Annotated in this window: 18 protein-coding genes; 12 read left to right on the top strand and 6 right to left on the bottom strand. The window is 64.7% G+C overall.

From position 1 onward, the window contains the following. Positions 1-224: 224 nt before the first annotated feature. From JQ639_RS17400 to JQ639_RS17420, 5 genes are all read left to right on the top strand, one after another. Complete coding sequence (locus JQ639_RS17400; RefSeq protein ID WP_211967357.1) at positions 225-1,667, top strand: citrate/2-methylcitrate synthase; 1,443 nt, start codon at positions 225-227, stop codon at positions 1,665-1,667. Further along, the gene (locus JQ639_RS17405) at positions 1,664-3,295 is read left to right on the top strand and encodes an amino acid adenylation domain-containing protein (RefSeq protein WP_211990914.1); all 1,632 of its coding nucleotides are present in this window, start codon (positions 1,664-1,666) and stop codon (positions 3,293-3,295) included. Before JQ639_RS17400 ends, JQ639_RS17405 begins: the two co-directional genes overlap by 4 nt. Continuing rightward, complete coding sequence (locus JQ639_RS17410; protein WP_211967359.1) at positions 3,285-4,772, top strand: FAD/NAD(P)-binding protein; 1,488 nt, start codon at positions 3,285-3,287, stop codon at positions 4,770-4,772. Before JQ639_RS17405 ends, JQ639_RS17410 begins: the two co-directional genes overlap by 11 nt. 141 nt (positions 4,773-4,913) lie before the next feature. Further along, on the top strand, positions 4,914-6,368 hold the full coding sequence (locus JQ639_RS17415) for an L-lactate permease (protein WP_211967360.1): 1,455 nt from the start codon (positions 4,914-4,916) through the stop codon (positions 6,366-6,368). 389 nt (positions 6,369-6,757) lie between these two features. Next, positions 6,758-7,996 (top strand): GGDEF domain-containing protein, encoded by a 1,239-nt coding sequence (locus tag JQ639_RS17420; protein WP_211967361.1) that lies wholly within the window; start codon positions 6,758-6,760, stop codon positions 7,994-7,996. A 16-nt stretch (positions 7,997-8,012) separates the two neighbouring features. Here the strand turns inward: JQ639_RS17420 and JQ639_RS17425 are convergent, their stop codons facing one another. Further along, positions 8,013-8,150: a hypothetical protein gene (locus JQ639_RS17425; RefSeq protein WP_211967362.1), complete on the bottom strand. Its 138-nt coding sequence runs from the start codon at positions 8,148-8,150 to the stop codon at positions 8,013-8,015. Positions 8,151-8,512: 362 nt separating this feature from the next. Here JQ639_RS17425 and JQ639_RS17430 point away from each other — a divergent pair, with 362 nt between their 5' ends. The 7 genes from JQ639_RS17430 (at position 8,513) to JQ639_RS17460 (ending at position 13,468) form a co-directional block, all read left to right on the top strand. Further along, positions 8,513-9,085: a hypothetical protein gene (locus JQ639_RS17430; protein ID WP_211967363.1), complete on the top strand. Its 573-nt coding sequence runs from the start codon at positions 8,513-8,515 to the stop codon at positions 9,083-9,085. Between the two features lie 73 nt (positions 9,086-9,158). Further along, on the top strand, positions 9,159-9,461 hold the full coding sequence (locus tag JQ639_RS17435; RefSeq protein WP_211967364.1) for a hypothetical protein: 303 nt from the start codon (positions 9,159-9,161) through the stop codon (positions 9,459-9,461). A 40-nt stretch (positions 9,462-9,501) separates the two neighbouring features. Beyond that, positions 9,502-9,714 (top strand): hypothetical protein, encoded by a 213-nt coding sequence (locus tag JQ639_RS17440; protein WP_211967365.1) that lies wholly within the window; start codon positions 9,502-9,504, stop codon positions 9,712-9,714. 55 nt (positions 9,715-9,769) lie between these two features. Then, the gene (locus JQ639_RS17445; protein WP_211967366.1) at positions 9,770-9,967 is read left to right on the top strand and encodes a hypothetical protein; all 198 of its coding nucleotides are present in this window, start codon (positions 9,770-9,772) and stop codon (positions 9,965-9,967) included. Beyond that, positions 9,964-10,110, top strand: a complete 147-nt coding sequence (locus tag JQ639_RS17450; protein WP_211967367.1) for a hypothetical protein — start codon at positions 9,964-9,966, stop codon at positions 10,108-10,110. Before JQ639_RS17445 ends, JQ639_RS17450 begins: the two co-directional genes overlap by 4 nt. A gap of 1,662 nt (positions 10,111-11,772) precedes the next feature. Further along, positions 11,773-12,585, top strand: a complete 813-nt coding sequence (locus JQ639_RS17455) for a dCTP deaminase/dUTPase family protein (RefSeq protein WP_211967368.1) — start codon at positions 11,773-11,775, stop codon at positions 12,583-12,585. Beyond that, complete coding sequence (locus JQ639_RS17460) at positions 12,485-13,468, top strand: thymidylate synthase (RefSeq protein ID WP_211967369.1); 984 nt, start codon at positions 12,485-12,487, stop codon at positions 13,466-13,468. The genes JQ639_RS17455 and JQ639_RS17460 overlap by 101 nt, the downstream gene beginning before the upstream one ends. On the opposite strand, the gene JQ639_RS17465 is transcribed toward JQ639_RS17460, so the two are convergent. The 5 genes from JQ639_RS17465 to JQ639_RS17485 are packed head-to-tail and all read right to left on the bottom strand — an operon-like array spanning position 13,465 to position 25,615. Beyond that, a complete protein-coding gene (locus tag JQ639_RS17465) occupies positions 13,465-13,905 on the bottom strand; it encodes a very short patch repair endonuclease (protein WP_249126384.1) in 441 nt (146 codons plus the stop codon). The two genes, JQ639_RS17460 and JQ639_RS17465, sit on opposite strands and share 4 nt — an antisense overlap. A 34-nt stretch (positions 13,906-13,939) precedes the next feature. Next, on the bottom strand, positions 13,940-15,073 hold the full coding sequence (locus tag JQ639_RS17470) for a PD-(D/E)XK nuclease family protein (protein ID WP_211967370.1): 1,134 nt from the start codon (positions 15,071-15,073) through the stop codon (positions 13,940-13,942). A 2-nt stretch (positions 15,074-15,075) separates the two neighbouring features. After that, on the bottom strand, positions 15,076-20,718 hold the full coding sequence (locus tag JQ639_RS17475; protein ID WP_211967371.1) for a DEAD/DEAH box helicase: 5,643 nt from the start codon (positions 20,716-20,718) through the stop codon (positions 15,076-15,078). Further along, positions 20,715-21,584, bottom strand: coding sequence for a hypothetical protein (locus tag JQ639_RS17480; RefSeq protein ID WP_211967372.1), 870 nt, complete (start codon positions 21,582-21,584; stop codon positions 20,715-20,717). The genes JQ639_RS17475 and JQ639_RS17480 overlap by 4 nt, the downstream gene beginning before the upstream one ends. Further along, positions 21,581-25,615 (bottom strand): ATP-binding protein, encoded by a 4,035-nt coding sequence (locus JQ639_RS17485; RefSeq protein ID WP_211967373.1) that lies wholly within the window; start codon positions 25,613-25,615, stop codon positions 21,581-21,583. The genes JQ639_RS17480 and JQ639_RS17485 overlap by 4 nt, the downstream gene beginning before the upstream one ends. Between the last annotated feature and the right edge of the window lie 13 nt (positions 25,616-25,628).

A 25,628-nucleotide genomic window follows, 5' to 3' on the forward strand; every position in this document is an offset into this window, starting at 1 on the left:
GTCCACCTGAACGGAAAAGACGAGAGCACAGCAGTGCACGAATGCTGCGACGATGCCGCTCTTCGGGGACGGCGAGCAGCGGATTGACATCAACTCTCTATCGATAACGCAGCGGCAGATCGCCTGCGACTGCGAAGCTGCACTTGCGCACGGCCAGCGCTGCTCCCCGGGGCAGCGCGGGATCGAATACGCGTCGACGCATGCATATTACAGGGAGATTCAAGATGGTGCCGCATGCCGCAGTCCGGTCGGTCGAGCCCCTACAGTCCTCTTCTCACGCGTTCGAGCTCGAGAGCACGATCGCGACCGCTCTCGGCGTTCCCGCCGCTTCGATTACTGACGATCTCGCCTACCGCGATATCGCGGAATGGGATTCCCTCGCCCATGTCCGCCTGATGCTCGAGATCGAGGCCCGCTACGGCGTCGCGATCACGAGCGACCATGTCAGCGAACTGACTTCGGTCGGCGCCATTCGCGCATTCCTGCTGAACGGACTGACGCTTGCGCCATCGCCGTCCCCGTCGGTGCTTCGCCAGCTCAACTCCTCCCGGCAGGTCGACGAGACCGCGCCGCCGCCGGTCCATCGCGGACTTGCGGGCATCCATTTCGACCGCACCGCGATCACGCACATCGATGCTGGCGGCAATGCGCTTCGCTATCGCGGATACTCCGTCGACGAGCTTGCCGATCGCGCCGATTTCGAGCAGACCGCCTTCCTGCTGATTCAAGGTCACCTGCCACGCGGCGAGGAACTTGCCGCATTCTCGGCAGCCTTGCGCAAGGCCCGCGCCATTCCCGCTTCGGTCGAACGGATCGTCGACGCGCTGAGCGACCGGCCTCCCTTCAATGCCCTGCAGGCTGCCGTCGCCGCTCTGGCCGAGACCGGGCCGGCGGCGCCCGACGCCGACCTGCTGGCCATTGCGCAGTTTCCGACGCTGCTCGCAAGCTACCATCGGCTGCGTTCCGGGAGCCAGCCGCTCGCGCCGAGACCCGATCTTGGACACGCGGCAAATCTGCTCTATTTGCTGCAGGGCCGCGTGCCATCCGATGAACGCGCGGCGGCGCTGGAAGCGACCCTGGTCATTCTCGCCGACCACAGTTCGAGCGCCTCGACCTTCGCCGCGCGCATCGTCACGGGCACCAACGCCTCGGTGCATGCCGCACTCGCCAGCGCGATCGGTGCGTTCTCCGGGCCGCTGCACGGCGGTGCCGTCGATCGGGTCATCGCCATGGCCGAGGAAGTCGGATCGGCCGAGAACGCGGCGGATTTCGTCAACGGCCGCTTCGCCCGCAACGAGGTCGTCTATGGCTTCGGCCATCGCGTGTACCGGACGGCGGACCCGCGCAGCTTCCGTCTCCGGGAGCTCGCGGCCCGACTCAGCACGGGCAACAGACGCCTGCTCGACATCTTGGAAGCGATTCCGCCGGCGCTTGCACATCAGGCGCGCCTCGGCCTCGACGTGAACGTCGACTTCTATGCCAGCGCGGTGTTCGAAGCTCTCGAAATTCCGCGAGACCTATTCGGAGCGACATTCATGGCGGCGCGGATCGCCGGCCTCGTGGCGCATTGCCGCGAACAGCGGGCCAACAACATCCTGATCAGGCCACAGCTGCTGTACGACGGACCGGCCGGGCGGGCCTACGACACCGCGCATGGTGCATCATGACCGCGGAACCATCGCATCAGGCCGCGCAGCCGAGGCTGCACACCGGCTTTCTCGCCAGCGCCGCCAGGTGGCCGAACCGCACCGCGCTGTTGCTCGGAGGCCAGCAATGGACCTATGCCGAGGTCGACCGCTTTGCCACTGACATCGCGACCGTCATCCTGTCCGCGAACCCGACGCCCGCGCGCATCGGCATCTATGCGCGGCGAAGCCTGACGTCCTATGCCGCCGTGATCGCCGCCCTGGTCGCCGGCGCCGCCTTCGTTCCGCTCAATCCGCTGCTGCCGCCTGCCCGCATCCGCGCGATCGTCAAGGCGGCCGACCTCGACACGGTCGTGACGGAGCGGCGGCTGCTTCCGTCCCTGAAAGACATCCTGAACGATGACGTGGTCGCGGCCCTCCCAATCGTCGTCACCGATGATATCGGCGTGGCCGTCGAACGCGTCGTTGCCCCGAGGACGGCCGGTGACGACATCCGGCCCCCATTGCCACCGCGCGTTCGCGCCGACGACACCGCCTACATGCTGTTCACATCGGGCAGCACCGGCACTCCGAAGGGGGTGCCGATATCCCATGCGAACGTCACATCGTTTCTTGCGACCAACCTCGCCCGTTATGCCCCAACGCCGGACGACGTCTTCTCCCAGACATTCGAGCAGAGCTTCGATCTGTCCGTCTTCGATATGTTCATGGCCTGGTCTGCCGGCGCCACCCTGTGCGGCTTCACCTCGACGGAGCTGCTGGCGCCGCTGAAGATCGTCCGGACGCGCGGAATCACGGTCTGGTTTTCGGTGCCGTCGGTGATCGCGATGCAGATCAAGCTCGGCCTGCTCGAACCGGCCTCGCTGCCGTCGCTGCGATATTCGCTGTTCTGCGGCGAACCCCTTCCCCGCGAGTATGCGCAGGCGTGGCAGCGCGCCGCGCCGGGCTCGATCGTCGAAAATCTCTATGGGCCCACCGAGCTCACGATCGCATGCACGGCCTATCGGTGGGACCCGGCGCGGTCGCCGCCGGAATGCCATGGCGGTGTCGTTCCGATCGGCCGGCCCTATGACGGACTGATCTCGCGGGTCATCGACGAGCAGGGAACACCCGCGTCAGTCGACGATACCGGCGAACTCGTCGTCGCGGGTCCGCAGACATTTGCCGCCTACTGGCGAAATCCGTCTGCCACGGAGGCCGCCTTTGTCGATCTGCCGAATGACGAGGGCGAGGCCACGCGCTTCTATCGCACGGGCGACGTCGTCCGCCGGCTGCCGAACGACAACCTTGTGTTCGTCGGTCGGCGCGACCATCAGGTCAAGGTCGGCGGCCACCGGATCGAACTCGGAGAGATCGAGACCGCCTTGCGTGCGCAGTCCGGCATTGTCGAGGCCGTCGCCTATGCTTGGCCGCCAGACGGCGCTGTCGCCGAAACAGTGGTCGCCGCGGTGTCCGGCACCGAAATCGACGTCGATGCCGTTCGCACCCGGCTTCGCGCGCTCCTTCCCGCCTACATGGTTCCCACCACGATCTGGATCATCGAGACAATGCCCCGCAACAGCAGTGGAAAGCTCGATCGGCGAGCCTTGGCAGCCACCCTCACGGACCGGGCCGCCCGGCCGGTGGAGAGGACAGCCCATGCACAATGATCTCACAGGTGCCACGGTAGCAAAGGCCGTGAACAACGGCGCGTTCGTGGCGATTGTGGGCGGCGGCTTCTCGGCCATCTGCCTTGCCGCCCATCTCCATCGCCAGCGCACGGCCGCCATCGATGTCGTCGTCTTCGAGCGCGCGACCCTTGCCAGCGGCACGGCATTCCGCACCTCTGAGGCCGCCCACCTGCTGAACGGGCCTGCCGGCAATCTCAGCGCGTTCGAGGATTTGCCAGACGATTTCGCCGACTTCCTCGCCGACGATCCCGCGGCTGCGGAATTCATCGAGGACGCCACGCCGATCCAGCGACAATTCGTGCCCAGGACTCTTTACAAGCGCTATCTCGAACGCATCGTCGCCCGGTTGCGGGCACCGTCGCCGATCGGGACGACGGTCCGCTTTGTGCGCGACGAAGTGACGGATGTCGTTCCTCATGACGGTCACATCGACGTCGTTCTCCGCGACGGCGGCGTCGCACGCGCGCACCATGCCGTCCTCGCGGTCGGACATCCGTCGGCCCAGGCGCTCGGGCCACGGCTTGGCGAGCGCTTCGTGATCGACGATCCATGGAATGCCGCGGCGATACGCGCGATCAGGACCGACGCGCCCGTGGCCGTGATCGGCAGCGGCCAGACCGCAAGCGACATGGTTCTCGGCCTCATCGCCAACGGACACACAGGCCAGATCACCCTGGTGTCGAGACGCGGGCTGGTCGCGCAGCCCTATATCCATGTCGATCGGTCCATCACCGTTCAGCGTGACGAGCTCCCGCGGCGGCTGCTTCCACTGATGCGCTGGGTCCGCAGCACCAGCCGCCGCCTCGCCGAGCAGGGCGGCGACTGGCGCGCCCTGATCAACGCGCTCAGGCCGCACACCCAGGACGTCTGGCACGGATTCTCCACCTTCGAGAAGCGCGCGTTTCTCGAGCACCTCGCGCCGTTCTGGCACATGCATCGCACGCGGCTGCCACCAGCCACCGCCGTGCGCATGCAGGAGCTGCGCAAGCGCGGTCAGGTACGGGTCGTCGCCGGCCGCATCGACGGCGCGAGCCCGGCCGACGATGTCCTGGAGCTCCGCATCAGACGCCGCGGAACGCACGCCCTCGAACGGTTGCCGGCGGCCGCGATCATCAACTGCACCGGACCATGCTGGGATACCTCCGATCCGCACAACCAGCTTGTCGGCCGGCTGCTATCATCGGGTGTCGTGCGATGGGATGATGTGCGTGTCGGCATCGACATCACCCCCGACGGCACCCCGCTGGACCGGCTGGGCCGTCGCGACGGCCGCCTGTCGGCCATCGGCCCGATCGGCAAGGGCAGCCTGCTGGAAATCATCGCGATCCGCGATATCCGCGTGCAGTGCGCCGAACTGGCGTCGCGTCTCGTCCGCAGCCGAGAGCTCGCACAACGCCCGGCGCAAGCGCCCCCTCATGACGTCGGGACTGCCCTGTCGCCGGCCCATGCGCGCTGATCGGGACAAGCGCGCGATGAAAAGTTCGCCCTTGCGGCCCGCGCGCACTTCCCGTCTGAATGGCCGCCCGGGCTTCGTTCACTCCCTCTGCCGCTCGTTGCGGACGTTTCCTGCCGACGGCGGCCAATCCGAATAGTGCGCATGTCGTATTTCGTATGGTCGCTGCCACTGCTCGCGGTCGCGCTGTGCATGGCATCCGGCCGCGTGAACGCGATGCTGGCCGGACTGTGCGGCGGCCTGATCGCCGCTGCGGTCGCGCTGTGGGGCGCACCGTTGGCGATGACGGCGTCCGGCCTCGTCGTCGCCATCGGCAAGGGTTTGTGGCTGGCGTGGCTGGTGATCGCGGTCATCCTGTCCGGCTTGTTCTTTCGCGAGATCGTTTCCGCCGGCGGGCCGAAAATCTCCGACGCACAGCCATCCGGCGATCTCCAGACGCGCCGCCGCGTCTTCTTCGCGTGCTTCCTGATCGGCCCGTTCGCGGAAGCCGCCACGGGCTTCGGCGTCGGTCAGGTCACCACCGTCGCCATGCTGCAATCGATCGGCCTGCCCGCGCTCGATGTCGTCCTGCTCGGCCTGTTCAGCCAGGTGCTGGTATCGTGGGGCGCGATGGCCAACGGCACCGTCGTCGGCGCGGCATTCGCCGGGCTGCCAGCCCGCGACCTCGGCATCCACAGTGCCATGCTGAGCGCGCCGCTGCTTCTGGTCTGGCTCGTGCTGTTCTGGCGCATGACTGCACGCGCGGGGCTGACCAATTCCGTTCGCAACTCCGCGACGGAATTGGCGACCCTTGTCATCGCCGTCGGCCTGCTGCTGCTGGCCAATGCACAGTTCGGCCCGGAGATCGCCGGCATGGCGGCCCTGGCTCCGCTGATTCTGCTGCAGTTCTGGCGCAACGAGCGCCCCGACGCGGCGCGCTGGCGCGCGATGCTGCAGATCGGCCTTCCGTACGCCATTCTGATCGCTGGCCTCGCCGCCAGCCGCGGCATTCCACTGCTCAACGAGTGGCTGCGAGCCGCGGGAACGCTCCGCCCGTTCGCCGCAGTTCCGGCGTGGTCGCCTTTCCTGCATCCGGGCTCGTGGCTGGCTGCCGTCGGAATTGCGACGGCGCTGCTGACCGGCCGCCTGCGCGACGTCCCGCATGCCATGCGCATGGCCCTTGTCCGGGGACGGAGCTCGGTCACGACGATCGCGATCTACATGGTCGTCGCCCAGATCATGTCGGATGCCGGCATGGCGGCGGCGCTCGCCGCCGGTCTCGGCGCCGCGCTCGGCCCATTCGCCGTGGTCGCGACGCCCTGGCTCGCGGGGGCTTTCGGCTTCCTGACGGGAAGTAGCAACGCCTCGAACGGACTGCTGATGGCGTCCCAGGTCAACCTGTCGACCTCAACGCCGGTCCCTGCGATCTGGATCGCCGCCCTGCAGAACAGCGCCGCCGCCGCGCTGACCATGCTGTCGCCGGCCCGGATCGCCATGGGGTGCGCGCTGGTGAAGCAGAAGGAACTGGAGGCGCAGGTCTACCGCAACAGCTGGGGCCTCGGCGCCGCGCCGCTCATCGCCCTGTCGGCGCTGGCGGCCGCGTGGGTACTGCTCGCCTGATCCGCGGTCGGCGCACGGTCAGCACTGAAAATCTTGACACTTCCCGCGCCCAGACCGGGGCACCTTGATGAGGCGCAGCTCCGGGCCAACGCTGTCAGCTGCCCTCTCACCCCGAGCATGAGGAGTTCATGCGCCTGCTGCAGACCACGCCGGAATTCGACGAACCGCGCCTGCTGCCAGGTGCGAGCCTTGTGACCATGCGCGGGGCACTGCCGTTCGGCAGGCGAGGCGGCATAGCGCGTGCTGCGGCGTTCATGACACGGCGACAACGAGGCTGAATTCCAATCTTCAGGTGTTTCAACGCGGTTTGTTAACCGTACGCGCGGCGCCCGCCCATGTTTCCGCTCGCCATTAAGTGTTGAAACAGCATGCTCCAGTAGCAAGCCGTCATGACTGCGGACACGAGACAATACAGCCTTCCGCGCTGGCGTTTGACGCGCTGGCTGGCGGAGTGCGGACAGGGCGTTCCCGAGGACATCCGGATCGCCCTCGTCGGCAATCTGTTCGGCTCGCTGTCGGTCTTCACGGGCGGCACGCTCAACACGCTGGCTGTCGCCGCGGTCATCGCCATTCATTCGCCGACGGTGCCACTGATCACCTGGCTCGTCCTCGAGCTCACGATCTGCACGACCCGACTGGTGGTGCTGATCATCGCGCGCCGCCGGGCGCTCGCCCACCGCCCGACCCCCACCGACCTCAACATTCTGCTGTCCGCGGCCTGGAGCGCCGGGGTCGGTTACGGCGTCGTCGCCAGCCTCGCCTCCGGCGACTGGGTGGTGGCGACCCTCGCCTGCCTGTCCGCGGGCGCCATGGTCGGCGGCATCTGCTTCCGCAACTTCAGCGCCCCTCGTCTGTCAGCCACCATGATCGTGCTGAGCATGGGGCCGGCGCTGCCCGGCGCGCTCATCGCCGGCGAACCGCTGATGCTGATCGTCGCGCTGCAGATCCCGCTCTATCTCGTCGCCATGACCATGGCCTGCTTTCGGCTCAACAAGATGCTGATCGCGACCATGACCGCCGAGCGCGAGAAGGACTATCACGCACGGCACGATCCGCTCACCGGCCTTGCCAACCGCGCCGAACTGATGAGCGCGCTCAGAAACTGGCAGATGGTGCGCGGCGTCCGCGGCGAAACCTTCGCCGTTCTGTATCTCGACCTCGATGGCTTCAAGACCGTCAACGACAGCCATGGGCATGCGGCGGGCGACCGGCTGCTCCAGGCGGTCGCCGGGCGGATGCGCCACGTACTGCGCGACGGCGACCTGCCCGCCCGCATCGGCGGCGACGAGTTTGTCGTGCTCGCGGCGGTCGACGCCGCCGGCGAGGCGACCACGCTGGGACAGCGGCTGATCGATGCCATCGGCGCGCCTTACGAGCTTGGCCTTGGCCGGACGACCGATGTCGGCGTCAGCATCGGCATCGCCATCGCACCGGAGTGCGGCGGCGAGGCGGAAGACCTGCTGGCGGCCGCCGACGCCGCGCTCTACATCGCCAAGTCCGCCGGCGGTTCACGCTGCCGGCTGGCCTCGATCGACGCGGACCTCCGCACGCGCCTCCAGCATCCTTCGGTGACGTCCGCGGCATCCCCCGCCACCGACCGCCCGGCGCCCACCCGGCACGCCCGCTGACGGCACACCGGCGTCATCAACGCCGAGCATCCAGCCGGATGCAGAACACCACCACGCCGATGCACAGCAGCGCGAGGGGCACGGCCGTCGGCGCCACATGGGTGACGTTTTCCAGACCGGCAGGCCTGCCGAAGCAGCGCGCTTTCATCGACATCGTGGTGCGCAACCTCCTCGCTGCACAGGCTCGGGGCCGCATGCCGTTGTCGCTGGCGGCACGATGACCGGCTCGCACCAATTCCACCCTGGACCGCAACGACACAGGCTCCGCGAAAACGTCAGGCCAAGCGCGCGGTGACGATAACGGTGGAGAGAACGTGCCGCTCTGTCATGACCGGCGGCGATGCTTGCACCAGCCCTGATGTCCCGATAGCGCCTGCCGACGTTCCGTTGCCGAAACCGAACCCGCGGATTTGTTCCACAACAGATGCCAAAAGAATGGGAGCAAGACCGACTCCGAAATGCCGCAATTCCCCGTGGAACTAGCGGCATACTTAGTTCAGTTGCCGGGAGGAATTCATGGCGTTTGACAGCCTGGCTGCGGTGTCGTTGCTGCAGCGCAAGCACTCCATCAGCAGTGAGAACGCCGAGGAGATGAAGCGGCGCGCGTTCCGGCACGTCTACCTCCGGGAGCACCACACCTACGCGACGGAGGAGCTGTTGAGGCTGATGGCGGTGTTCGACAAGCTGCTGTTCTCGATCGTGTTCGAAAGGAAGAGCCCCACGGCAGAACTTCTCAACAGGCGCGTCCGTGAAAAATGCGGCATCTCGAAGCCGACCGCGCGCGTCTGGATCCAGACAGCGGTCAGTCGCCTGGAGATGATGACGGAAACGCCCGACGGCACCTACCAGATCTATACGTTCAACCGTGCGCAGGAAGGAAATGCGCGCGCCTACCAGAAGTATGTCGCCGAGATCATTCCCGACATCGTGCGCTTGCAGCTCGACAATCCCGACGACGCCAACGCCGGGCGCCATTTGCTGGAGGAAACGGCCCAGGCAATCTATTTCAATGTCGTGGCCGAGTTCGACGCTGACCAGCAAAGAGCAAATAGCAAAAGACAAATCATAGCTCACAGTCCGAACCACTGAGAGCTTCCATCGTTTGTGGCAAGGTGACCTGACGGCTCGCGATCAATCCGCGAGCCAGTCAGGAGGTGTCACGATGCGTGGGAAGATTGCAGTGGTTGTTGTGGCGGTCGCGCTGTTGTCGTCGGCGAGGGCTGAACGGATCGAAGCGACGGCCCGGCCCGCTGGCGTCAGCAACACGAAATGCATGGCCTGGTATCAGCCGGTCTGCGGTTCGCTCGACAACAAGCGGCGGGAATTCAGCAATGCCTGCTTCGCTCGCACAGCCGGCGCCAGCGACATCGCGCCGGGAAAGTGCAGCCCCCGCGGCGATTCGCTGAGTGGTCCCTATCCGTGGCCGTGGCCCTGGAAGGCCAGCGCGCCGGACGACCGCGAATAGCAGGGCCAGACTACGCATTTCACGAAAACAAGAGGCGTGCATGGAAAGCTTGATGTTCTTTGGCGTGCTGATCGTCGTCGCAGTGCTGGTCGGCAGCTTCTTCGCTCGCTTGCTGGAGTGGGAGCCTGACGAAGGAGGATACAGGCCCGACCTGGACGCGAAGAAGAAGGGCTTTGACCATTCGGAGAACCACACCTTCGACCATTCGAGCCATTGGCACCATCATCACCACGATCACAGCCAGAATTTCTAGGCACGACGCGCCGGTGCCACGGCCGGCGGGCGGGTCGCATGATCATGAGGAACGGATGAAAGAGATCTCTGCATTGATTCTGATCGCGCTCCTCGGATGGGGCGCCTGGAGCATCGACTCGTCCGAGGATTCATTCGAGACAGCTTGCGTCGCCAAGGGGGGCACGGTCGTCAGCAAGCCCTTTGTTCTCAGCGGCGGCGCCGCGCGCGAGGGCATTTTCGGTCGGAGCCGGAGCTGCGAGGTCGGGAAATGACGTTCTTGCAACGCACGGCCTTGTACCTGTCTTCCGCAGTCGTCGCCTTTGCGCTTCTGTGGCTCTGGTGGCATCTGCCGCCGGTCGCGTGCAACAAGGATGGCCTGAACCTGCAGGGGTGCTACTACGCCAGCCGTCATTGACGCGCCCGTCGCCGGTCGGCATCGCAGGGGTGCACCACCTGCTTTGTGGAGCTCGACGACCGGCGATCTTGCGGACAGTCATGTCGGCCCGGCGCTGTCTGCCTGGTCCGGGCTTCCGCATACGACGGACGCAAGAAGGTGCAGGCCTCACACCCGCGCAACGACGATCGATGTCAGTGGAGATACAACCGCCTCAACGCATCGTTGCCGGCGGGAATGGGATTCGGGATTGATCTGAATTGGTTTTCTTAATTCAGAACAATGCCTTGCAGGATATCCTGGCGGAGAGAGCGGTAACGAACCCCAGTCCCGTACCTTGCCCTTGATTTGTTTAAGATTTTAGGCTCGCTTACCTCAGAATGTGTACATGTGCGTGTTAGATTGTCAACGCTGCTTCGAAGGAGAGGCCGGCACCCGCGACGGTGAGAACGAGCAGAACGGTCTAATGTCGCCCGCTCGGCGCCGATCGGCGCTGTCAAGGCGTCGAAGGGACGACTGTTGGCAGCACCGCCGACCAGGTGTTCGCGGCCTGCGGCGGCGACGCGCGGGAAGCGGTGAAGGCGCTCATCGTGGCCAACCACTTTCTCGAGGCCCAGCTCGACGGGCTCCGGAGGAAGGTCTCGACCGGCTACGCCCGCGGGCGGCTTCCAGGAGGGCGCGAACCGAGGGGTGACCCAGATGACTGACGTGACCTATTACGTCGCTCTACCGTTCGTTTTCTCCGACGATGGCGTGGCTGCCGGCGAGGCGGTCGAGTGGGGTCGACGCAGGTATCGATATTAACAAGGTAGAGGCTTGCCCGAGTTCGCCAATTATTCGGACCGCAAGCCGCTCGACCCGATGGCAGCGTTAGGCCGTCGACGCCGTGAGTGCCGTCCAGCGAGGAGACGTCACTCTGTGTTGCCGCCACTTCAGCGTTCGGATGCAGCGACGGGCACGTCGCGCAGTCGGGACGCTTTGGGACTATCGCCCACATAGGGCTCCCGAACGACCGGGCGTAATGTAGATCTGCTGATCAAGCAGTGCTGCGCCGCGAACGTCGGCGCGGTGGAAGGAGCTCCGACTTGGCAGCCAGTCCGAGAACTAGACGAACGCAACCGTCGATTAGGAGCTCGGGTGGGATCGTCGCAGGCACTCGGCGCAACCGTCGGGACAGGGTAGATGGAACGCGCCATGGCTAACCAGTGCCGTCCTTGCGCCACGCCGAGCCATACCGGCCAGGCGCGCCTGCACAAGCCGCTGCGAGTGGATGTCGCCCACCCAGCACTCCCTCACTCAGGCCGATCCAATTGGCTGTCTCAGGACCAAATCGCTCCGGGATGCATATGACCGCCAGACCGGTTCCTGCGCAGATCTTTTCGGGGTCTTTGGCCTTTATGCGCACCGAAGCGCTAGTAGAGGATTCCCTTGCGCGGGTCGGCGTGGCAAGCTCACGACCGAATACGCGGGAAATCGCGCACCTTTTCTTGGTGGTTTGAAGGAAGAAGCTTTTTCGAGGACGCCAGTGCATGCCTCTAAGGCGTTTACATCGGTTTTGGCATTAGTATGCCAGTAGAGAACCGGGAGCGTGGGGCAGCGGTGCTGGCCTCAAAATCAATGAACCGCGATTGTCGGGACGGCGGATCCGTCAATTTACCTGCGGCCGAATCGAGGGGTATTTGAATGCTCATTGCGAAGGAATTCGAACGCATCGGGCTAGTAGTAGATGGCGTAAGGGATCAATATCGAAGCGCAAGCTACGATCCGACGATTTGGAAGATTATTACCCCGAACGGGGACGAAGTTGATTCTTACAAGTTGCCTCCAATGGGCATAGTAGAAGTCGTCTCGAAGGAGCGCTTTCGGATTCCTGTGGGGCTTTGTTGTCTGGCTCACGTCAAGACGAGCTTGTGCAATGAGGGACTTCTTACGCTCAATACCGGGATTATTGATCCAGGTTGGAACGGTCGTGTTTCCAGCTTCATTCTCAACTTCGGCAAGGACGATCGACTTCTTCTTCAAGGAGGCGTTTTCCTGCGCGTGACGTTGCATCGCATGTCTTCTCTGAATGCGGACGATACCTTCGATTTGTTAGAAACGGATCCCCAATCCGACCGCTCATATATCGCGGAACGCAGAAGGAATATCGTGGAGCGTTTCGCACCCGAATTCCTCAATCTTCAGAAAATCGTCAAGAGCGCGGTCGCCGAGACGTTTGATAAATACAGGCAGCTCCTGATCTACTATGTGCCGATTGGCGCTGTTCTGTTGGCGCTTCTTACTTTCTTCCTAAATTTCGGCATCCTAGCGCTCGTTCAAAAGTGGGTTCAGCCCAATGACGCCGCTAAGTCCGAGCTTCTCAGAGCCTCTCTGGAAAGACGGAATGATGCCGAAGATGAACAACGCAGACTGCTATTGGAACGTCTCGATCGGCTGGAGAAAAGGCTCAATGCAATCGGACCGCCCTCAGCACCATCGCCGCAAAATGCCAAATGACCAAACCGAAGCGCACGCGTCGTTCTCGAATGTCGATGACGTGCAGCGCTGGGCGATAGCCTCAATTTTGAAGCTTGGTAAAAGAGTCGCCCCTCGCGGAATGGGAACGATTGAACTTGCTCCGTTCACTTTCACTCTTTCGAACCCGCGGCGACGTTGCACGGAACAGCCGGAGCGGCGATGGAGCAAAGCCCTCGCGTTTGGAGAATTCCTTTGGCACGCGGCTGCCTCGGACGATGCTGCCGCTCTTGAATACTATGCAAGACCTTGGGCGGAATTTGCCGTCGATGGACGGATCCTGGGTAGTTGCTACGGCAAATCGATCTTCGAGCAAACGTGGCAAAGGAAAAGTCAATGGAGCAGGTTAATCAACCTGCTAAAGTCAGATCCGCATAGTCGACGAGCTGTTTTGGACTTTCGGGTGTCGGGTGGCGATGTTTTGAACTCGCCTGATATCGCCTGCGTTTCCTCCCTCCAATTTCTCATTCGAGATGGCAGGCTCAATGCGTTAGCAGTGCTTCGGAGTAACGATGTTATTTGGGGGCTGCCTTACGATCTTTTCGTTTTGACTATGTTTCAGGAAATGGCGGCCCAGGAGCTAGGACTCGACGTGGGGTGGTATAATCACCATGTCGCTTCCATGCACATCTATGAACGGCATATTGACCTTGCGAGACAGATTCTCGCTGGTGCGGAATTTGCTTCCTCGGAGATGCAGCCCCTGGGTGACATTTCGGAGCTTCCGGATGTTATCTCGGCGGAACGAGATATCAGAAATGGCTCAGTACCTGATCTCAGCAGGATCACTTCGAAATACTGGTTAGAGATGATCGGCGTCTTGATGGACTTCCAAGGCAAGAAGCAGGCTCAATCGTCGGCCTAATTGCTTAGTTTGAAGAAACGGTCAATTTGCTCGGCTGCCCGCTCCGGCCTGCGAGATGAGCATTCCCAGACGACGAGCACCCGGTAGCCAAGTTCCTCCAGTCTTCTTACGTGCTCGAGATCGCGAGCCTTCGTCCTATCCAGCTTCGGCCGCCAGTATCCGCGATTCGATTTGGGGTCGGAAGCCAGCGCGCAGCCTTCGTGGGAGTGCCAAAAGCATCCGTGAACGAAGATCGCAAACTTGCGGGTCTTGTTCGCAAAATCGGGCTTGCCCGGAAGATCGCGGACGTTCAGCCGGTATCTGATCCCGGCGACAGATAGGAGCTGCCTGATGACGCGCTCCGGAGCCGTATCCTTAGACCGGATCCGGGACATCGATTCACCCCGGCTCAGGGCCGCCCGTTTGTGCCGAGGGAGAAGCTTACGAAGTTTGGCCATCTAAAACGAGCGGTCTCCTAGGCTGCGAGCCGATTCAAGGTCCAGCGAGGCTAATGCCGATCGCCGGGATGCGATCCAACGGTACCAGGAGAGTCGCCCAGTCGGCAACGAGACGCCCGTCGCGCCGCATGCTCGCTGCGACGATCCTGCAGCCGGAGCTTGCGCTGCTCGCCGGCAACGCTCCGTGAATGGAACGGCGGGTCACTACGCTTGCGGTGGTCATCCCCGACACTGTCGAAACGGCCCCTGCCAGAGTGACGCTCTGCAGATCTCCATCGTTGCCGAGCTGCACCGAACTCACTTGGCCGCTGACGGCAATGGGCGCTTCCAGTGCGGCGCCGTTTGGAGTTCGCCGCGCGAGCCACTCCCAGAATGCAGGACATACAAGCTGGAAGCGGCATGACCCGCAGGAAGCTTCCGATGGACTCGCGAGGTCCGCAGCACGTGCCGCGGACGTTAGCGCGCTGTTCCACGCGTCGAGATCCGCGATCGCCGCGTCGGCTTCCGCATCGCATTCAGCCGGCGCGAGCCCGAACTCGATGGTCTCGCCCGACGCTCCGGCGATGACGCCCTTGTTTGGCCAGAAGCCTAGGCTCTCGGCGATGATCGCGGCGTATATTAGGATTTGGCGCCGGTGCCGGCCGAACAATTCGATGCCAAGAGGTGTCGCGCGGTCCGGCAGGTTCGACTTAATGTCAGTCACCGTGGTTCTGTCGAAGCGGTCGGGACGTCCGACCAGGCGGCCGCCGCGTGCGGTCAGTCTCCGCTCGGTGCCGGACCACGGCGGCGCCTGCACGCCGCCGGACGAAGGCTTCGTCGCCGAGTTCAGCTTTGCCGCCGAACTGAGCGCTCGCTGCCTCGTCAGATAGTAGGCAGGCCAGCGGGTCGGATCGGAGAACCGCCTGTCGAACTGATGAGATCCGATCCGCTGAACGAACCCGACGATTTCGCCGTCCCATGCGCCCTCGATATCGGCGAGTCCCTTGCGCTTTGCTTTTTCGAGAAGAGCATGCAGCGCCGTCCCCAGCCAGAGCCGCGGGTCGTGCAGCACCCATTCGTCCGCCTCGCGGCAGGACGCGAGGCCAGCGCGCAGCGCGCAGATCTTCATCTCACTTCCGAGCGAGGGGCTGGTGGTCGCCAGCGGCCGTATCGAGAGCGCCGTCTGCATGTCTATAGCGGGCGCCGCAGCGCCTCGAACACCGAAACGAACGACTGGCCTGGGTCGATGCGCAGGCCGTGGACGCGCTCGGCCTCGTCCCAGGCGCTCGCCAGATCGGGGCCAAGGTTGTTGCGGTCGGTCAGCCAGAGCGGGTGGGTCACGATCTTGACGTCGACGCCGTTGGTAATGGCCGGCAGTCCCGCGATCGTCATCTGTCTGTAGCCCGGCCGCGCGCCGAGCAGGGTGACCGCCGCAATGTTCGCCACGCGTGCCCATCTGGGCGACAGGAGTGAGATAGGAGCGGCTGCGTCGAGCGCCAGCGACGCGAGGTCGACCGCGAGCCTCCAGTCGAGAAGGTTATGATACTGGAGGTTACTATAGCTCCGCAGACAGTCGGGACAGGACGTATCGCAAGCGTCCGCGTGGAGACCGCCTGCGAGGATTTCGTAGAATCCGTTGTGCCCGGGCTCGCAGATGAGCCGCAGCAGATATTCGGCTTCGGCAGGCCGGCCGAGATAGGTGGCGTATCCGGCGCCGTTCTCTAGCGTATCGGACAGGAAGATCTGCCCGGTGACTCCCGCAGCGGGATCTTCGACGCTGCGGATGCCCGACTTCAGTTCGTAGTCGTGGATGTCCAGCAGGACCGCCGCCGCGCGCCGAAGCATGAAAGCGAGGGAGTAGAGCGCCGCACGCCCCTGCGGAGTGCGGGGATCCGCACCGCGGCCGGGACCGTAGTCCCGGATGCCAAGCAGCAGCATGTCTGTGTCGCTGATCGCCGCCAGCGCGCAGGCGACCGGATTCTCGAGGGGGACCAGCCGCAACGGGGGATTGCGGCTTCCGATTGAAGCGGCGTACTTCGCATCTGCGGCTTCCGCGGCGGCGATATCGATCTTCGCCTGCGAACTGGGCCAAACTCGCGCCAGATGGTAGAGGTCGCCCCAATTGTCGTTGATGACGTAAAGGCTTCCGACGCCGGCGCCGACCTGGAAATTGAGATGAGGGTTGATCGCGAATGGCGGGCGCCCGACCTTCGGCCTCGCGGCCCGGGGCACGAAATCAAACGAACCGTCGTAGTCGCGAGCCCACCGCGAAGAACTGTAGAAACCTTTGGGCTGGCGAAGATCGAGGGCGCGATATTCGCGCTCTCCGCTTCCGGCGACGGCCGCGCACGTGGGGCAGGCCGGGCCTCCCGGATTCACCGTCTCGACGTGCTGGCAGTTGCCGCAGACGGCCACCGGGATCGACGGACCCAGCGCGTCGTCATCTTCGACGGCGCGCTGTCCTTGCCTCGAGTAGTGCGTCACGCCTATCGCAGTATGAATCGCGCGTTCCTTCACGGTCTCGGCGCCCGGAGCGAACATGCTGACGGCGAGTTCCAGATCTCGGTCGATCACGTCACGCGGCGGCCAACCTCGCGGAATTCCGTGATAAAGATTCCGCGCTCTGGTCGGGAAGCCGAACATGGGGAGGATGCCCCGATTAGCCAGCCTTTCGCTGAGCCCGTCCTGAATGAGTGTCGGGTTTTGGCTCTCCAGCGTGACCTGCTGAACGAGATCGTTGCGCACGAAGTTCAAGGCCTGGACGCGCGATGCCGGGTTCGTCGCCAGAACCGTACCCCTCAAGAGCAGGTCGCACGCGTGCCCCACCTCAGCGGGGTGCCGGTTAATCCATTCTTGAACGACGTCCGCGACCGTGTTTCCCGTATACCCGGCCGGCATCGTGTCCGGAAGCTGCGTCCATCCTGCGGCGAGTCCGAATTCGCCGTGCACGCTGTCTCCGCCGGAGCCCGCGAAAAGCTGAAGTTCCGCGAAAGCCGCCCGCAGCACCTCCTTGCTGAGAACGCGCCGAAGTATCTGCAGGCGGTTGGTGTCGACGTAGGGAGGCGGTGGCGGATCGGAAGTGATTCGGTCAGGCCGCTGGAAATAGTAGTCGTCATGGCTTCGCCCGCGACACAGCGTCAGCGCGATCGACACGGCGGCTCCGCGCCGCCCGGCGCGTCCGACGCGCTGCTGGTAGTTGAACCGCATGGGCGGCATGTTCGCCATCATCGCCGCGAGCAGCGAGCCGATGTCGACGCCGGCTTCCATCGTGGTCGTGACGCTGAGCAGATCCAGATTTTCGGTGAGCCCGTGCTCGTTTCCGACGTTGACGTTCTGGAAAAGCCGCTGGCGGTCCCGGGCGACGATCTTGTCGGTCTGTCCGGTCATCTCGGCGCAGTTCAGGCGGAAGACGGGACCTGCCCGCGTCGCGAGCCAGCTATAGTAGTCGAGTTCATTGTTCGCGTCGTCGTCGGCGATGCGCCGCGGCTGCCCGAGGCGGAATTCGCAGTTCGAGCAGATACCTCCGCTGTGGTGCAGGTGGACACGTGAACAGCGGTCGCACTGGAAATATGTCTCGCCCGGGCCTCTCGCGAAGAGGCGATCGTATTCGAGGATGCCCTGGTTCAGCACGCCCGAGCGCGTGAGTATGCCAGTAACGTCCTGTTCAAACGCTTGGGGATCGCGCCCATTCAGGTCCGCCACCGCAGCGAGATAGTCCCGTGCATACTTCGGCAGCCGAGGGTCCCGGTCCGTCGCCCGGTGTGTGGTGATTCGCCGGCGTTTTCCGAGCATCCGAATGCAGCTATCGGCTGCTTCATCGAGGATCGGGTCGCCGGCAGGCGGCCGGAACATCGGATTGAAGGTAACCACGCCAAGCTTCAGCGATTCGAAATCGCGGCGCCCGCCAGAAAAGACAGATTCCGCGATCGCTTCGCGCTCCGCGTTTTCGATTCTGTTCTGATGAGCGCGTTCGTCCGGAGACAGGTTGGCTCGGAAGCCGGGCGGAACGAGCTGCCAGTCAAGCAGCCGCGGCCACTCGCCCTCATGCGTCTGCGGGTTCGTCCATGTCACGCTTCTATCGACACCGCCGGGATTCATTCCGGTCGCAAGCAGCCGTCTCTGCGCCTGGGCCTGAAGGCTCTGAATCGGCAGGATGCCGCTGCGCGCCTGGGCGAGCAGCAGGTCGGCGTACTGCTGCAGCGTCATTCCACCGACTGCCGACGGCATCGCTCCTTGCCCGTTGGCGGCCGCCAAGATCGCATACGCGGCATCGGGCCGCGCGGATCCGAACCGGTTGGCGAGCGCTTCCTCTTCGGGCGTAAGATTCTCCCGTCTCGTCCTCCGCTCGAACGCGAGGATCGCAGCGGCCTCTTCGCTAACGCCTTCGACCAGGACCTGGCGCATTGCGTCGAGCCAGTGCGACTTCGCCACGCCGACGGCAAGCTTCGCGGCGTCTTGCCGGCTGTCGGAAAAGAGGACGAGCTTGCGCCTGGAATCCTCGGTGGCCTGGGCCGCACCGCGAGGGACGGGTGCGATCTCGCGCAATAGCGCGTCCGTCAGAACTTGCGCCGTCTTCTGGAAACCGGTGCGCTGCGTCCGTATCGGCGCAGCGCTCGCCAGTTGGCTCCAGTTCGCCTCGCACCTCGGGCAAACTGCGGGCCTGTCGTTTTGCGCCGACTGCGCGCTCAGCGCCGCCGCGGGAATCGGCTGCTGATGTAGCTGCGGCACGTAGTAGAGCCACCCCGTCGTTGAGGCGGAATTGCGCGCAAGCTGGATCTCCCCAGTCCGGTGGTCGTAGTTGGCGCGCCTCCAGGTCCGTCGGACGTTCTCCTGCGTCCAGGTGTCGTTCTGAGGGACTTGAAGTCTGGTCGCGGTGCGGGCGGGCCAGTACACGGCGTAGTTGGAATAACTCCGGTCGCTCGCGGAATGGTCGGGCGCCTTTTCGATGTTTGGATCGTCCGGAACGAGCGACCATACGTTGGGCCTGAGCTCGCGCCGGTGGCCGCCGAGGAAGACATCACCGCACGGTTCGCAATAAAGCATCTCGAGGACGCGCGATCCGCAAGGGCAGGTCGTCGCCGGTCGGTCGAAGAGCCGGCCGACCAGGATGTCGGGCTCCGTCCGCGCCACCTCGGTGCAGTTCGGATTCGTGCATGTCCAGATGCCCTGCACGTTCCTGAAGAAGACATGCGTCCGCAACGGAAGCAGGGGGGCGTCTTCCGAGCTTCTCGCCCGTGCCAGGGACGACACCAGTCCTTGTCCTGCCGAGGCGGCTTCGTCCGAGGCGATCTCAGGGAAAAGCGCCTCGCCGATCGCGGCCGGCGTCAGCGGCCGCACCACGGGGTCGTCGTCGGTACCGCTGTTGCAAGCCGCCCTGACGGCTTCGGCCGCGCCGGCCGAACCGAGGGCTTCGCCCAGCCGCCGCTCGATCGGCAGCGCCGCGTCCGGAGGCGCGACCCCTGCACCCGCGCTCAACGCATCGACGGCCGCGTTGATCGCCGCGGAATCGTTCGCTTCGATCGCCAGGCCAAGCTGGCGGAACGGGCCGCCGAGATTTCGCTGGCTTTCCCGCGCTCCGGCCGCGATCGGCACGGCGCCGCCGCGGATGAGCTCGAACGGTGTGGACCTGCCGAAGAACTGCCGCAGATATTCCTGCGCGCGAGCCTCGTCCGATCCGAGCGACGCGCTGGATGCGAGGATACGAAGCTGAGGATGATCCGGATGGAGGCCGATCCGGTCCAGAAGAACCCTCAGGATGTAGGCGACTTCGGTCCCGGGTGTGCCGCGGTAGGCATGAAGTTCGTCGACGACGAGATGGAAGACGTTCGACTCGTCGTCTTCGAGCCAGGCGCGCGTCGCGTCGAAGATCGGCGTCTCAACGTCGCGCATCAGCATGATGTTCAGCATGCTATAGTTTGTCACCAGGATGTCGGGCGGCGCATCCTGCATGTCCCACCGGCTCCACATCTCTCCACCGTCGAGGCGTGGAAAGAAGCGCTCAGCATCGGTGCCGGCGACCGCGTTCGCGGTGTCTGAGAGACGCTTCATCTCGGTACGCAGGCTCGTTTCCGCTTCGCTGCTCGTCGGGCGGCCCGAGACCGGCGTGGACCCGATGTAGCGGCCGAACCAGAAGCGATTTCCGGGGCGGTTCGCCGAGAGCCATCCCCGGATCGCATCGCTGTCCAGAGACTGGCGAAGTCGGGTCATCTGGTCTTCGGCCAGCGCGTTCAGGGGATACATGACGAGCGCCCTCATCCCGGGGAGGCGCGCACCCTGTTCATGGTCGCGCTGGCCAATACGCGTGTGATGCAGACGCCGCCCCGATCCAGGAGCGGGAGGCATATTCCACCAGTCGTTCTGGGGCGCGGCGGGAATGGCGGGCCAGCCCGCCGACTCGCGGATGAGCGAGGCGAAGACTGGCAGATAGATCGACTCCGTCTTCCCCGAACCGGTGCCGGTGAGGATGACCGCGTCGCGTCCCTCCGCCGCGGAGATGCGAAGCATCTCGACCTGATGGCGGTAGAGTTCGATTGGCGTGCGGGTTCTGGAGAGGAACAGACCGTTCCCCGCGAACTGGCCGAGATCGGCGATGACCTGCGCCGGCCATCCGGCCGCGCCGCCCAGCGCAGACTGCGCTGCCTGGACGATGTTTTGCTGGCTTCCAGCGTACGGTGGCTGCGGCTCGATGAGCGGTTCGCGATAGAGGACGCCATCGCGGTCGAGGAGCTCGCGGCGCTCATTCACCAGTTCGTCGAACCGGAGATCGAACGGGCTATCGAAGTACCGAAGATACGCGTCCTTGAGTCCGCGAAAGATGGCTGCTGTGTCGGTCATGCTAACTTCAATCCGGTAATCGAGGTGGCGAGGTGCGCGGTGCGGTGCGATATTCCGCGAAAAGTGAGCTCGCGTCTTTCGCGTCCGAATTCCGGCAGCATGCCCGAGCAGAGCGCGAGTGAACGGGTGATTAGCGTCGGTGGCCTCAGCGCGGCGGGCATCCGCAACGACCGGGTCTTGAGATCGAGGTGGAGCTTTCTGGCGCCTGCTACCACGGCGAGGCGGCCGGCGGCCGCATCGATCTCTGACTGCGAGTCCTTGCTGTCCTTCAAGAGTACGATTGAATTCCAGTCACGCTTGATCTGGAACAGTCCACGTACGGCATCGCGCGCTTCGTCGAGCGAAGAGTCCATCCAGCGCAGGCTCGATTTGGAAAACCTCCTCACCTCTTCCACTTTTCCGGCCACCATCTCGCACGGCTTCCGCGGCCAAGCGGCGATCGCCGGGAGACTTGCCAGTAGCGTGAAGGCGGCGTCCCGCTGCCAGTTCAAGGCCGCTTCCGCGGCTATCGTGCAGAGAAGCGAGCTCGTCGCGGCCGTCACCAGCGTGCACTCGGGACGCTCGGTCTGCGCTACTGAATGCGTTTCGGCGCCGTACTTAGCGCAGACTTTCGAGAGGCGGTCGGTCAGGCCTCGGGTCCTGGCGCCGCACAGGACCGCTGTCGCGCTATTCTCCGAGTCTTCGCCGAGTGCGGCCAGTACCGGCGGTGCGACGTGCCAGCGGTCCCCATCGAGTTCGATATGGCCGAGCACGGCGAGATCCTCCATGACGCGGTACGGCCGGCGGTCGGGGACCAGTTCGAAAGGAAGATCGTTCAGACGCCCGCTTTCGCGGTAAGAGATCCACTCGAGCAGGCGATCGGTCATCGAGCACGCTTCCGGCGGCGTGCTTCCTGGGTGGCGGACCGCCAGGCGGCTTTCGCAGCCGGTGTCTCCGGCCGCACTTGGACGCGCCGCGCGGCCATGTCTCTGACGATGAATGCCCAGCGGGCGTCGAGCTTTTTGGGCTGCCGCTCCGACGCGGCCTGCGGGAAGTCTAATACCAGAATCCTGCTTTGCTCCCTCCGCCCACCGGACGATAGGACCGCGAACAGCGGCTCGAAGGACAGCGCCGCGATCGCCGCAGGCGCATCCTGCCGGACCGGTAGCATCTTGATCTCATGGCGTGCGCCGAGGGCCGTGACGCTCGAAGCCGCTTCGGTCGCGAGCACGGTCCTGCCGTCCGGCGAATAAACCATGGCGCCGCAGATCGCCGCCGCTCCGGAGAGCGCGGGAGCAAGCGAAGTATGGGCGGTCCACCGCTCCCAGCCGTCACGAAGCGCGGGATCCGGCATGATGTGGTAGGTGAGCGTCTTTCCCGGAACGATGTCGACGAGGTGCGCTCCCGGCTTATCCCAGCCGGGCGCGCTCCAGCTTCTGTCGGCCCGAATCTGCGCCGGCGAACCGTCGATGAAGACTTTGCAGTTCGACGGCATTCCGTCGATACGGATCAGCGGCGGTTCGCCTTCCGCATAGACCGCGGTTTTGATTTCAAAGCCGCCGTCGAGCGCGATCGCCATTTCCGCGCCGGGATCGAGCGGTTTGAGCCACTCCGGTGGTGAAACGAGGGCCCGCACCGGCACATAGCCGTCGAGCACGGTCCATCCGGAAGGCAGACCCTCGAAGCCCGACAGCCGCGCGGGCGCGGAAGATCCCGCTTCTGTCGCGGTAGCTTCGATATCGGCGGCATGCCTTTCTCGGCACACGATCGTGCAGCGGGTGCCAAGAGGCGCCGCGGAGACCGAAATCAGATCCGGTTCGCCCGGCGCGCCAGTGAACAGATGAAAAGGCCGCGCGCTGCGGACCCACTCCAGCTTTTGCGTCTCGTCCGAAAAACGAATCTCGCCATCGAGAAGTCCGGTGGTCCAATCGAGATCTAAGTCGTCGTAGCGCGAGTCGTCGAAGTTCTGCACGTCCTCTCCGCCGATCCGGATAAGATCGGGAAAGCCCTCGGGTCTTTGCAAGATGGCTGCGAGCGCGATGCGCTTTCTGATGGGATCAACCATGAGACGCAGCTTGGCTTCCGCCTGGCGAAGGCGGGACGTTGCCCGCCGCTCGCGCCGCGGCCCCGCTTCTTCCCGCTGCGGGATATGTCTGCGCGCACCGCGCCGGTCGCGGAAGACTGCCCGCGGACGCGGCCCTGTGTCTTCGCCTCCCTGTGGTTCGGACGGGGCGGCATCGGTATTCTGCGCTTCCGAAGAGTGGCCTGCCGTGTGTTCTTCGGGTGCAGCTTCTTCGCGAGCAGAATAATCATCTGCGGGCTCGGCCGCGCCGGACAAATCGTCTTTGGAGGCCGTCGGCGGCTCTGTCTCTGGTGAACTCTGCGGCGGAATGGCTTGCGAATCCGGCTGGCTGACTGCCGCTTCGACGGAGGCGTCTTCGGCAGGTGCCGGAGAGCCAACAGCCGTCTCGCCGCGATCGCCGGTGGCAGCATGCTCAGGAGTCAAAACCTCGGGAATTTCGGTCGTGATGCCCACGCCGGCTTCATGGTGCGGGGCTTCGCCAACCTCGGTAGCTTCTGGCTCGGCATCGCCGCGCTCGTCGAAGTCCGGACCATGGCCTCCGCCGTCAGGAGGCGGACCGCGAAGGTCGAGTGCTTCCGCGACGCTTCTAAAGCGGTTCGGCGCAAGCGGACGAGAGTGTGCGGCAAGCAGTCGGGACAAGTCCTCGGGGCCGCGCTCGGTCCCACTCCATGAAATGACCGGAGCCCAGCCCAGCGCTTTCAGACGCTGGGAAACGTCGGCGACAGTCTCGTCGTGCGCAGAGATGTGCGCTTTCTCCTCGACGAGCACGGCGGTGCGGCCGCCTTTGTCCAGGACAGTGCCCTCGGTCGCCGCGCGCGAGATCTTCCAGCCCAGCGACTGTGCCGCTTGCGCATCGGCGCTTTGGGGCGGCTCTGCAGGGCTCGAAGCTGACCGGAGATCCTTGCGGCACAGGATCACAACGCCGTGGGCGGCTCTCTGAGCGACGCCGGCGAGATCCGCATCGTGCAGTTTATCGAAAGCGGCGACCACGACATCGGCCGCCTCGCTGCCGGATGCGGACGCGCTGCAGCCTTCCCGCCGAAGTTCGGCGGCCAGACGCTCTGCTGCGGCTGAAAGTCCGCCCGCGTCCAGCCCTTCGTCCTCGCGGACGAGCACGCCGAAGCCGCCTGGCTCTCCGAGCCAGCGGTTCGGTTCGCCGGACGCGGCGGCGGCGACTTCTGGATCGGTCTGCCGGTGCGGAATCTCGAGCGAAATCGTCCTGTCGTCCTCGGCGATGCCGAGCAGGTGCACGGTAGGCCGGAAGCTTTTGATTTGCGCCAGCGAGTCGGCAGGAAATCCGGAGGCATCGTCGATCACGACGACGTCGAACCGGTTTTGAGCCAAGGCTGCGAGCGCATCGGAAGCGGTCCGTGCCCGCCGCACCGCAGCAGGCCATCGCTCATCCGCGGGACGCTCGGCCAACGACGTCAGATCGAGCAGCAGGTCGAGGACACCGGGGCTGTAGGATGGTCCGGACGCCGGCTCGGCCGCCGGGACCGCAAGAGAAGCCTGCTCGATTTGCCGGGCGAAGTCCTCGGGAGCGTTGAGCATGTCGCCGAAGCCCGTGCTCGCGAACAAATCACGAAGCTGTCTGGCTTCGTCGGCCGCCTTGGCGCGCGGCTCCAACGTCCCGCCGGCCGCGCCAAGCGCGGTAGGGGCCTCCTCGATCGGCGAATTGAGCAACCTTTCGAACGCGGGTTTGGGCATCGATGCGCGCAGCAATCCGAGATGTCCGGGCAGGTGACGGGCCGCGTACCGTGCTTCCCGGAGCAACTGGACGAGCCGCGCGACATCCGGCACGGCCCTACCGGTTTGCCGCGACGCAGCGGCACCGAAGCTGGCAAGCGGCCTGCTACCGTACTCGGCGACGAACGGCTCCAGCAGGGCGCTGTCTTGCCTATAGTCCTGCAGCGCCGCTTCGAACGTTCTGACCGCCGTTACCGTCCCCTGGTCCGGTTTCATCCGCATGAAGTATTCGATCGCCTTCGCGGCATCGCTTCCGCTGCTCGCGGCGAGTGTGGCCTTCAAATTACCATGCCGTCTGATCAGCGAAATGGCGGTGCTGATCGTATGAGCCATGAAGGCCGCATGTTTTTGGTAGTCCGCCAAGCTCCGGTCGGTCGACCGAGGACGCAGGAGGCTGGCTACCGCTTTCGAAACGGCTCGCTCCTCGTCGGCTTCCTTCTGATTGGAGACGATCTTGGCGATGCCGGTCTTGTACTCCGCATCGCCGGCCCGAATCAGGTCCAGCGCCGCATCATCAGGCGGAACTTCGATTGCGCGGCCTGCGATGGCTTCGCCGACGTCCCTGAACGTCCTGCCGGCCCGGGCATTACCCGTCCACAGCACGTCGGCGACCCTGGCCGCGTCCTGGGCGGCGAGCGACAGCGAATTCAACGTGGTGGCTGAATGACCGCGGTTCGCCGCGGCACTGCTCTCGATTTCGCCGGCCGTCAGATTGTGGGTTCGAGCCAGTGCCCGCGCCTTCTCGAGGATGAGTATCGCCGCGCGCGCGGCGTCGGGAGTGGTTCTGGCCCGTGCCTCGATTGCACTCGCGGGTGCCATCGGCGTAGCAGCGGAATCCGCGGAGACGTGACTGATCTGCGCCCGCTCCGCGAGAACCCGGTGGATCTCGCGGACGATGGCAAAGCCGAGGGGCCGTTCAAGTACCTCGCTCGCCCCGATCAGAAGACAGGTCCTGCCGGCTCTAGCGGTTTCCGACGCGATCGCGTTCGCCAGCACGGACTTGCCCGTGCCGCGGCGCCCCGCCACGCCGACGGGACCGGTAGCGGACTTGCGGAGCGCAAGCGCCTGTAGTGGGTCGAGGACGATCATGTGCAGCCAGCGA

This window comes from Bradyrhizobium sp. U87765 SZCCT0048, from assembly GCF_018131225.1.
Lineage (GTDB): Bacteria > Pseudomonadota > Alphaproteobacteria > Rhizobiales > Xanthobacteraceae > Bradyrhizobium_A.